Origin of the sequence: Pseudomonas alkylphenolica (assembly GCF_016009175.1) — a bacterium.
GTDB classification, from domain to species: Bacteria; Pseudomonadota; Gammaproteobacteria; order Pseudomonadales; family Pseudomonadaceae; genus Aquipseudomonas; species Aquipseudomonas alkylphenolica_B.
This window is the reverse complement of record NZ_JADUCM010000064.1, coordinates 1-9,265: the sequence shown is the minus strand read 5'-3', so window position 1 is coordinate 9,265 and position 9,265 is coordinate 1. Positions and strand designations below refer to the sequence as shown.

Sequence of the window (9,265 nt, the reverse complement as noted above, 5' to 3'; positions counted from 1 at the left end):
CTCCTACAGGTGTAGGAGCCGGCTTGCTGGCGATGCTTTTCACGCTTTTTCCCAAACCTCGAAGTGATACGCTGGCTTGTCGCCTTCTGCAGGATTTGCCTGGGTCGACGCCAACTGCCACTGCGCCGCATCAAACTCAGGGAACCACGCATCCCCTTCCGGGCTCAATTCGACCCGCGTCAGGTACAGCCGATCCGCCAGGCCTCGCTCGATCGCCTGGGTATACAGCTGCGCGCCGCCGATCAGCATCAGCTCGTCGACGCCCTGCGCCAGCGCCCATTGCTCGGCACGCAACATGGCCTCATCCAGTGACGCAAACACCTCGGCGCCTTCGAGCTGCAGCCCCGGCTGGCGGCTGACGACCAGGTTCAAACGCCCGGGCAGTGGTCGGCCCAGCGAGTCCCAGGTCTTGCGCCCCATGATGATCGGCTTGCCCAGGGTCGTGGCCTTGAAGTACTTGAAATCCCCTGGCAAATGCCAGGGCATGCGGTTGTCGATGCCGATCACGCGGTTGTCAGCAAGCGCCGCGATCAGGCTGAGGGGAAGTGATGTTTTCATGCCGGCGAGGATAGCAAAGCCCGATCTTCGATGCCTGGGTTATGCTTTGGGCTGACCTGATCAATGGACGACCGTGTGACTGCACTGACTGACCTGGACAAACGCTGGCTCACTGAAGCGGTACGCCTGCGCGAGGAACACGCAGGCCCCCTGGAGGATCAGGAAGCCAATCGCCGCGCCCGCCAACACGGCGGCGACCTGCCAATGCGCATTGAACAGCGCGCCTTGTGGCTGGCCGAGCGCGACGGCATGCGCAGCGCCCTGCAGCACTGGAAACAAGGTGCGCGGCTGGCGCTGGCGCTGTTACTGGTGCTGGCGATCATCAGCGGTGCCGGGCTGGCGTTTGCCGCCCTCGGCGACAGCCAGCGCCCGGTCAATGTGTTCTGGGCGCTGGGCAGCCTGCTTGGCCTCAACCTGTTGCTACTGGCCGGTTGGGCCCTGGGCTTTTTCTTCGCCGGGGAACAGGCCGCGACCCTCGGCAAACTGTGGCTATGGCTGAGCGAAAAATTTGCTCGCGATGCCCAGGCCGTACACCTGGCGCCCGCGCTGCTGGTGTTGCTGCAACGCCAGAAGCTCAGCCGCTGGCTGATCGGGCTGCTGGTCCACGGCCTGTGGCTGGTGGTGCTGGGCACGGCGCTGGTGATGCTGCTGGTGCTGTTGGCCACCCGCCGTTACGGCTTCGTCTGGGAGACCACCATTCTCGGCGCCGACACCTTTGTCGGCCTGACCCAGGCCCTTGGTGCGCTGCCTGCGCTGCTCGGCTTCAACGTGCCGGACATCGCCATGATCCGCGCCAGTGGCGACAGCCAACCCGCCCTTGAACTGGCCCGCCAGGCCTGGGCCAGCTGGCTGATCGGCGTGCTACTGGTATTCGGCATTTTCCCGCGCCTGCTGCTGGCCGCCTTGTGCCTGTGGCGCTGGCGCAGCGGCCGCCAGCGCCTGAGCCTGGACCTCAACCTGCCCGGCTACAGCCAGCTGCGCGAAGCACTGATGCCCAGCAGCGAGCGCCTGGGCGTCAACGACGCCGCACCGGATGCCTTGCCGCAAATCGTCCGCGAGAGGGGCGACGAACACACTGACGGTGCCCTGCTCGTCGGCCTGGAGCTGGACGACCAGCGCCCCTGGCCACCGGCCTTGCCTGCCAGCGTCGGCGATGCGGGCATTCTCGACAGCCGCGAATCGCGCAACAAGTTGCTCGAACAGCTCAGCCGCTTTCCGCCGGCGCGCCTGGCCATCGCCTGCGACCCGCGTCGTTCACCCGACCGCGGCAGCCTGGCGCTGCTCGCCGAACTGGCGCGCAATGCCGGGGCCACGCGCATCTGGTTGCTGCAGGCCCTGCCCGGTCAGGTGCTGGATGCCGACCGCCTCGGTGACTGGCATCAGGCCCTCGACCAGTTGGGCCTGGAACATGCCGACACTGCCCCGCTGAACTGGCTGGAGCATGGCCATGACTAAGCCGCTGAAACTGGCCGTGGTCGGCCACACCAACGTTGGCAAGACCTCACTGCTGCGTACCTTGACCCGTGATGTCGGCTTCGGTGAGGTGTCCCACCGGCCCAGCACCACCCGCCACGTCGAGGGTGCGCGTTTGTCGGTGGACGGCGAGCCCCTGCTGGAGCTGTACGACACGCCGGGCCTGGAAGACGCCATTGCCCTGCTCGATTACCTTGAGCGCCTGGAACGCCCGGGCGAACGCCTCGATGGCCCGTCGCGCCTGGAGCGTTTTCTGCAAGGCAGCGAAGCACGCCAGCGCTTCGAACAGGAGGCCAAGGTGTTGCGTCAGCTGCTGGCCAGCGATGCCGGCCTGTATGTGATTGATGCCCGTGAACCGGTGCTGGCCAAGTACCGGGATGAACTGGAAGTGCTCGCCAGCTGCGGTAAACCGTTGCTGCCGGTGCTCAATTTTGTCGCCAGCAGCGACCACCGCGAACCCGACTGGCGCGCAGCGCTGGCCCGGCTTGGTTTGCATGCGCTGGTGCGTTTCGACAGCGTCGTGCCGCCGGAAGACGGCGAACGCCGCCTGTATGAAAGCCTGGCGCTGATGCTGGAAAAATCCCGCCCGGCACTGCAACGGCTGATCGATGACCAACAGGCTCAACGCCTGACCCGCCAGCACAGCGGCAAACGCCTGATCGCCGAACTGCTGCTCGATTGCGCCGCCTGCCGCCGTAGCGTGGTGGCCGAGCCAGGCGCAGAAGCCGCCGCCATCGAAGCTTTGCGCAAAGACGTTCGCCAGCGTGAACAACGCTGCGTCGAGGCCCTGCTCAAGCTTTATGCATTTCGCAAGGACGATGCCAGCGCCAGTGACTTGCCGTTGCTCGATGGCCGCTGGGGCGACGACCTGTTCAACCCGGAAACCCTCAAGCTGCTGGGCGTACGCCTGGGCAGCGGTGTGGCGGCCGGCGCTGCTGCGGGGGCAGGTGTCGACCTGCTGGTCGGCGGCTTGACCCTGGGCGCCGCCGCGTTGGCGGGTGCGATCGCTGGGGGTGCGCTGCAAACCGCACGCAGCTATGGTTCGCGCCTGCTCGGCAAGCTCAAGGGGCAACGGGAACTGACCGTGGATGACAGCGTGCTGCGCTTGTTGGCCCTGCGTCAGCATCAACTGATCCAGGCGCTGGACAGCCGTGGGCACGCAGCCATGGAGCGGATCAAGCTGAGTGCGCCGCAGGAGCAGAGCTGGCGCGAGGGCAAGTTGCCGGAGGCCTTGAGCAAGGCGCGGGCGCATCCGCAGTGGTCGTCGCTCAATCCCGGCGCACGGCTTAACCAGGCCGAGCGCCAGGAGCAGATCGAGCTTTTAGTGCAGGAGCTTTAGCGCCTTGGCCTTGAGCAGGTCCAGATCGATCACCGGCACGTTCATCTCTTTGGCCAGCTCATCCCACTCACGCATGCGCAGGCTGACTGCGCACAACGGGTCGCGCTCGAAGGCATCCGCTTCGGCCTCGCTCATCACGCCGCCCTGGTATTCCAGGGTGCGCCGGCTGGCTTCGCTCAAGCGCTGGTAGTAACCGGGTTTACGCAGCGTCAGGTAGCGCTTGGCTTCGACGTGGTATTGCACCAGCTTCGCCAGTCGCTCGCTGAAGCCGCAGCGCCGCAGGTAGTTGGCGCCCACCTGCTCATGGCTGACCGCGCCATAGCCACCCATGTCGCCTTCGGCCCCGCCGCAGATGTGACCGATGTCGTGGAAGAACGCCGCCAGCACCACCTCATCGTCGTAGCCCTCGTCCAGCGCCAGTTGCGCCGCCTGGGACATGTGCTCCAGCTGCGACACCGGCTCACCGATGTAATCATCGTCACCATGCTGCTGGTACAGGGCGAAGACGTCGCTGACAACCTGTTCGGCCGTTCTCATTGTTATCCCCTCATGCCGTTTCGTTGAGCAGTCGAGCGATATGCCGCTCGGCCAGGGCCGGGCCGACGCTCATGCCGACACCGCTGTGCATCAGTGCCGCGTGAACTCCCGGCGCCACCTGCAACAGGGAAAACGGCCCGGGCCCGCCAGAACCATAGACGCCCTGCCAGCGTTCGACCACCTCGATGCGACCGCCAAGGGTGTCCTCGGCCAGCTCGATCATCCAGTTGTCGACCTGCTCGGCATTGAACGGCGAAGCGTCGCTGCCATAGGCGTGCGAGTCGCCGATGATCAGCTCGCCATGCGGCGTGGGGCTGATCAGCAGGTGAATGCCATGTTCCATCAGGTGCGGGCTGTCGCGGTGCAGTTGCGCCTTGAGCGCCTGGGCCTGAGGCAGGTCGGCAAAGGCGCCGTAGTGCACGCAGCTCAGCCCGGTCAGCAAGGCATGTTGCAGGTTCAGGCTGAACCGGGGGCGCGCCCGCAGCATTTGCAGACGGCAAACCTGCGGCTGCAACCTGGCAATCGGTTCGGCGAGCAACGTCTGGTAGTCGTGCCCGGAGCACACCACGATCTGTTCGGTGCTGAAATCGCCTGCCGTGGTCGACACGCGGCCGGGTTCGATATCGCGCACCAGGGTGGAGAAGTGAAAGCTCACATCCAGTTCCTGCTGCAGGAAGCGGATCAACGTCGGAATCGCCTCACGGGAATACAGCTGCTGGTCGTCCAGGCCGCGCAACGCTGCGCGGTGATGACGGAACTGACCACCGTACAGGTCGTTGAGTACCGCGCCCGACAACAGCTCGACGCGATAGCCCTGGTCAACGGCCCGCTCGGCACAGAACGCTTCCAGCAGTTCCTGTTCGAGGGCGGTACGGGCGAACAACAACGAGCCGTTGCTCTTCAGTTCAAAGCCGGCCTGGCGCGACCAGTGCGCCCAGATACCACGGCTGGCCTTGGCCAGCTCAAGCATCTCGCCCGGCGGCTGGCCGGTGACCAGCGCCTGGCCGAAGTTGCGCACCGAAGCGCCGAGCGCAGTGGCGTTGCGCTCGAACACACGGACCTTGAGGCCACGACGAGCAGCAGCATACGCATGGGAAAGGCCGAGAATACCGGCGCCGACGATCAACAGATCGGTCATTGGAATGTCCTTCAGAATTAGCGGTGAGCCTGTCGCCGGCAAGCCGACTCCCGTAGGAGCCGGCTTGCCGGCGATAAAGCCAACCCGGTGTTACTGCTGCGCCACCTTCTCCGACTTGCCGTCATAGCGCTTGCGCCATTCGGCGAGGATGGTATCGCGGTTCTTCGACGCCCAGGCGAAGTCGTTCTTGATCAGGCGCTGTTCGTAGTCGGCCGGCAGTTCGGTCTGCGGCTTGGCGATGCCTGGCTGGGCGAGTACGGCGAAGTTTTCCTTGTACAGGTCCATCGCTGCCGGGCTTGCCGAGAAGTCGGCCAGGCGCTTGGCTGCGGCTTCATGCTTGCTGCCCTTGAGCACGGCAGTGGCTTCGATTTCCCAGCCCAGGCCTTCCTTCGGCAGGACGATATCCAGCGGCGCGCCCTGACGCTTGAGCTGCACGGCCGGGTATTCGAAGGAGATACCGATCGGGAACTCACCGGCTGCCGCCAGCTTGCATGGCTTGGAGCCGGAGTGAACGTACTGGCCGATGTTCTGGTGCAGGCCATCCATGTACGCCCAGCCTTGCTGCTCACCAAAGGTCTGCAGCCAGGCGCTGACATCCAGGAAGCCGGTGCCGGACGACGCCGGGTTCGGCATGACGATCTTGCCCTTGTACTCAGGCTTGGTCAGGTCCTGCCAGCTCACCGGCTTGGTCAGGCCCTGCTTTTCGGCTTCGACGGTGTTGAAGCAGATGGTCGCGGCCCAGACATCCATGCCGACCCAGGCCGGTGGATTGGCGGCATCACGGTAGTTGCCGCCGATCTTGTCGAGGTCTTTGGGGGCGTAGTTCTGCAGCATGCCCTGCTGGTCGAGGATCGCCAGGCTGGAGGCGGCCAGGCCCCATACCGCGTCAGCCTGTGGACGGTCTTTTTCGGCCAGCAGCTTGGCGGTGATGATGCCGGTGGAATCGCGTACCCATTTGATCTCGATATCCGGGTTGGCCTTTTCGAAGGCCTGCTTGTAGCTCTTGAGCTGTTCGGCTTCGAGGGCGGTGTAGACCGTCAGCTGGGTTTCTGCGGCCGCAGCCTGCAGGCTGAACACAGTGAGGACGGCAGCGGCAAGAGCAAGTGGCTTGAACATGATGCGGTTCCTTTGAGCGGTACGAGGGATGGGTAAGGCGATCATTGACCCGGCGCGCGCTGGCGCCAGGCTTGGGAGCGTTGCAAGAGGCCGCGCGAGGCCCATGCCAGCAGCAGCGAAACACTCGCGCTGGTCAGCAGGATCAGGGTCGACATGGCCGCGGCGCCGCCAACGTTGCCGGCGTCGTCCATGTTCAGCACGGCGACAGCGGCGAGGATGGTGTCCGGGCTGTAGAGGAAGATCGCCGCCGACACCGTGGTCATCGCCGACACGAACAGGTAGCGGACGATGTCCAGCAGCGCTGGCAGGCAGATCGGCACGGTTACCCGCAGGAAATGTCGGTACAGCGGCGCCTTGAGTGACAGCGCCGCGGCTTCGAACTCACCGTCGAGCTGGCGCAGGGCGGTGGTTGCGGTCATGTTTGCGGTGGTCAAATAGTGAGCAATGGTGCACACCACCAGCAGCGCCATGCTGCCGTAGAACACATGCAGCGGGTTGCTGGTGAGGTTGAAGAAGAACACGTAGCCCAGGCCCAGGACCAAGCCAGGTACCGCCATCGGCACGAAGCTGAGCAAGCGCAGCACCAGATTGAGCGAACGCTGGCCCTTGGTTTTTTCCATCAGGTAGGCGCCAGTGAAGATCACCGCACTGCCAATCAGCGCCGTGCACAGGGCCATGGTCAGGCTATTGGTGTAAGCCAGCCAGCCACCACCCGCGGTTTCGTCGAACTGATAGTGCTTGAGCGACAAGGTCATGTTGTACGGCCAGAACGTCACCAGCGACGAGTACACCGCCATGCCCACTACCAGCACCAGCACCGCACACACCGCCAGCACCACGGCCAGGAACCAGGCATCGCGACGGCGCGACGGTTGCGGCACGAAGACCTGGGCGCGGCCACTCATGGCATCGCCCTGACGCCGGCGCAGCCAGGCATCGACGCTGAAACTGAGCAGCGCCGGCACCAGCAGGACCATGCCGATCAACGCGCCACGACCAAACTGTTGCTGACCGACCACCGCCTTGTAGGCCTCAAGCGCCAGCACCTGATAATCGCCACCGACCACAACCGGCACACCAAAGTCGGTGATGGTCAGGGTGAACACCAGGCAGAACGCAGCGAATACCGCCTGGCGGGTGGCCGGCCAGGTGATGCTGTGGAAAGCACGCCAAGGGCCGGCGCCCATGCTTGAAGCGGCATCGAACAGGCGCGCATCGGCCAGCGACAGCGCCGAGAGCAGGATCATCAGGGCATGCGGAAAGGTGTAGATGGCTTCGCCGAGGACAATGCCCCAGAAGCCATAGATGTTGTCGCTGAGCAGCCCACGCAGCAGCCCCTGGTTGCCGAACAGGTACACCAGGGCAATCGCCGGCAGCATCGACGGCGCCAGCAAAGGGAGCAACGAGATACCACGCCAGATGCGCTTGCCGGGGATCAGCGTGCGCTGCAAGGCGTAGGCGAACAGGTAAGCCAGCGGCACGACAATCGCGGCGACGCTGATCGAGACTTTGAGGCTATTGCCCAGCAACCAGTGAAAGTTGGCGCTGGCAAACAATTCACGGGCGGCGACCAGACCACCGCCCTGCCCGGCGTCGCTGCTGAAGCCGCGCCAGAATATCGCCAGCAACGGTAGCAGTACCGCGACCGTCAGCAGCAGAAGCAGCAGCCATTTACCGCCGACCACAAACAGTCGATCACCCAGTGAGGCGCCGGAGCGCTGTGCTGCCTTCGCCTGCGCGATCGGCATGGCCATTGGCGCGGCCATCTTAGGCAAACACCTGCAGGCTGCGCGGTGGCAGGGCAACCCAGATGTCCTGGGAGCCCAGGCGTGGCATCGACTCGGGTGCGACTTCTGCCAGCAACGCGTGGCCCGGCAGTTCGTTGAACTCAAAGCTCATCCGGCAGCGGTTGCCGAGGAAGGTGATCTCCCGTACCCGTGCCGGGAACAGGTTCTCCTCATGCACCGGCGGGTTGACGCTGATCGCCTCGGGGCGGCAGAACAGGCGGCCGCTGCGAGCCTGACCGGCGCCGTCGGCCAGGCGCATGTTCAGCGCACCGACCTGGGCATGGCTGTCGCTGTGACGCTGGAACGGCAGCCAGTTACCCTGGCCGACGAACTCGGCGACGAACGGGGTGGCTGGCTTGTCGTAGATTTCCTGCGGGGTGGCGTACTGCTCGACCTGGCCGTTGTTCATCACCGCGATGCGGTCGGCCATGAGCATGGCCTCGTCCTGGTTGTGGGTGACCATCAGCGTGGTAATGCCCAGCTGGCGTTGCAGCTGGCGCAGTTCGGTACACAGGTGCTCACGCACCCGGGCATCGAGGGCCGACATCGGCTCGTCGAGCAACAGCAGCGAGGGCGCCGGTGCCAGGGCGCGAGCCAGGGCCACGCGTTGCTGCTGGCCGCCCGACAGTTGGCCGGGGTATTTCTTCTCGCTGCCCGACAGACCGACCAGCTCCAGCATCTGTGCCACGCGCTGGCGCACCTCGTCACGGCCGCTGCCGGCCAGGCCATAGGCAATGTTGGCTTCGACGGTCAGGTTGGGGAACAGCGCGTAGGACTGGAACAGAATGCCGTAGTCGCGGGCCTGCGGTGGCAGGTCGGAGATATCGCGGTCACCGATGTACAGGGTGCCACGGTCCTGGCGCTCCAGGCCGGCGATGCAACGCAACAGCGTGGTCTTGCCACAGCCGGACGGACCCAGCAGGCACACCAGCTCACCGGCGGCGATATCCAGCGAGACATCCTGCAGGGCGGTAAAGGCGCCGAAACGCTTGTGGATACCGCGCACCTTCATCTGTGCGCCTGGGTTTGCGAGCGGAGTGTTCATGGCAAGACCTCATCGAGCGAATGAGGGCCATGCTAGGGGGGGAATGCGAAGGTTCTGTGGCGGCCAAGCAAAAGCTGCCGATAGTGGTATAGGCAGATTTGGGTGTGGTTGGTGTTGGCAAGGCTGCGCCTTGCATCGCCGGCAAGCCAGCTTGTGTCTTCACATGCCTTTAAAATCAGAGGTGAGAGCGGTGGATGGCAGACTGATAGCCAGCAGTGCCCTAGAGCACGAGTAGGAGCATAGTCGCCATCCACCTCTCACTCTGGCCCGAA

Annotated in this window: 8 protein-coding genes; 2 read left to right on the top strand and 6 right to left on the bottom strand. The window is 64.7% G+C overall.

What is annotated here, in order from left to right:
• Positions 1-39 precede the first annotated feature (39 nt).
• Positions 40-558: a dihydrofolate reductase gene (locus I5S59_RS26230; protein ID WP_197879171.1), complete on the bottom strand. Its 519-nt coding sequence runs from the start codon at positions 556-558 to the stop codon at positions 40-42.
• A 63-nt stretch (positions 559-621) separates the two neighbouring features.
• On the opposite strand from I5S59_RS26230, the gene I5S59_RS26225 reads away from it, so the two are divergent.
• Positions 622-2,013, top strand: a complete 1,392-nt coding sequence (locus I5S59_RS26225; RefSeq protein ID WP_197879170.1) for a DUF2868 domain-containing protein — start codon at positions 622-624, stop codon at positions 2,011-2,013.
• Complete coding sequence (locus I5S59_RS26220) at positions 2,006-3,370, top strand: GTPase/DUF3482 domain-containing protein (protein WP_197879169.1); 1,365 nt, start codon at positions 2,006-2,008, stop codon at positions 3,368-3,370. The genes I5S59_RS26225 and I5S59_RS26220 overlap by 8 nt, the downstream gene beginning before the upstream one ends.
• Here I5S59_RS26220 and I5S59_RS26215 read toward each other — a convergent pair.
• From I5S59_RS26215 to I5S59_RS26195, 5 genes are all read right to left on the bottom strand, one after another.
• Positions 3,353-3,907, bottom strand: coding sequence for a phosphonate degradation HD-domain oxygenase (locus tag I5S59_RS26215; protein WP_197879168.1), 555 nt, complete (start codon positions 3,905-3,907; stop codon positions 3,353-3,355). The two genes, I5S59_RS26220 and I5S59_RS26215, sit on opposite strands and share 18 nt — an antisense overlap.
• Before the next feature lie 10 nt (positions 3,908-3,917).
• Complete coding sequence (locus I5S59_RS26210; protein ID WP_197879167.1) at positions 3,918-5,045, bottom strand: TIGR03364 family FAD-dependent oxidoreductase; 1,128 nt, start codon at positions 5,043-5,045, stop codon at positions 3,918-3,920.
• A gap of 90 nt (positions 5,046-5,135) precedes the next feature.
• The gene (locus I5S59_RS26205) at positions 5,136-6,161 is read right to left on the bottom strand and encodes a putative 2-aminoethylphosphonate ABC transporter substrate-binding protein (RefSeq protein WP_197879166.1); all 1,026 of its coding nucleotides are present in this window, start codon (positions 6,159-6,161) and stop codon (positions 5,136-5,138) included.
• A gap of 41 nt (positions 6,162-6,202) precedes the next feature.
• Complete coding sequence (locus I5S59_RS26200; protein ID WP_197879165.1) at positions 6,203-7,927, bottom strand: putative 2-aminoethylphosphonate ABC transporter permease subunit; 1,725 nt, start codon at positions 7,925-7,927, stop codon at positions 6,203-6,205.
• Position 7,928: 1 nt separating this feature from the next.
• Complete coding sequence (locus tag I5S59_RS26195; RefSeq protein WP_128323228.1) at positions 7,929-8,993, bottom strand: putative 2-aminoethylphosphonate ABC transporter ATP-binding protein; 1,065 nt, start codon at positions 8,991-8,993, stop codon at positions 7,929-7,931.
• Between the last annotated feature and the right edge of the window lie 272 nt (positions 8,994-9,265).

Excerpts from the sequence above, each read along its gene's own strand:
- I5S59_RS26205 (WP_197879166.1), bottom strand. The coding sequence starts at position 6,161 with ATGTTCAAGCCACTTGCTCTTGCCGCTGCCGTCCTCACTGTGTTCAGC.
- I5S59_RS26230 (WP_197879171.1), bottom strand. The coding sequence starts at position 558 with ATGAAAACATCACTTCCCCTCAGCCTGATCGCGGCGCTTGCTGACAAC.
- I5S59_RS26210 (WP_197879167.1), bottom strand. The coding sequence starts at position 5,045 with ATGACCGATCTGTTGATCGTCGGCGCCGGTATTCTCGGCCTTTCCCAT.
- I5S59_RS26195 (WP_128323228.1), bottom strand. The coding sequence starts at position 8,993 with ATGAACACTCCGCTCGCAAACCCAGGCGCACAGATGAAGGTGCGCGGT.
- I5S59_RS26225 (WP_197879170.1), top strand. The coding sequence starts at position 622 with ATGGACGACCGTGTGACTGCACTGACTGACCTGGACAAACGCTGGCTC.
- I5S59_RS26215 (WP_197879168.1), bottom strand. The coding sequence starts at position 3,907 with ATGAGAACGGCCGAACAGGTTGTCAGCGACGTCTTCGCCCTGTACCAG.
- I5S59_RS26220 (WP_197879169.1), top strand. The coding sequence starts at position 2,006 with ATGACTAAGCCGCTGAAACTGGCCGTGGTCGGCCACACCAACGTTGGC.
- I5S59_RS26200 (WP_197879165.1), bottom strand. The coding sequence starts at position 7,927 with ATGGCCGCGCCAATGGCCATGCCGATCGCGCAGGCGAAGGCAGCACAG.